The following is a 255-nucleotide window of genomic DNA, read 5'->3' as shown; positions in this document are numbered from 1 at the left end:
ATATTCCGTTTCACCTCTAAATAAAGGCTCGGGCAGGGATTTCCTGTCAATTTTCCCATTTATTGTAACCGGTAAAAATTTCAAATGAACATAAGCTGAAGGAACCATATAATCCGGAAGTATATCCGATAGTAACATTGAAAGATCAACAGAATCAAACGGATTATCCGAAACATAATAAGCGACAAGGTATTTTAAACCCATACTGTTCTCCCTGCACTCCACTACTGCCTGCCAGATACCTCCCAATCCAAG

Annotated in this window: 1 protein-coding gene; it reads right to left on the bottom strand. The window is 39.2% G+C overall.

Going from position 1 to position 255, the window contains the following annotated elements:
- Positions 1-255, bottom strand: a 255-nt coding sequence (locus ACLMCG_RS23125; protein ID WP_413961453.1) for a hypothetical protein, incomplete at both ends; no start/stop codon positions are given.

Source organism: Chryseobacterium sp. S90 (genome assembly GCF_047444895.1).
In the GTDB taxonomy this organism is placed as follows: Bacteria; Bacteroidota; Bacteroidia; order Flavobacteriales; family Weeksellaceae; genus Chryseobacterium.
The sequence above is the reverse complement of the archived record's forward strand: the minus strand, read 5'-3'. Positions and strand labels throughout refer to the sequence as shown.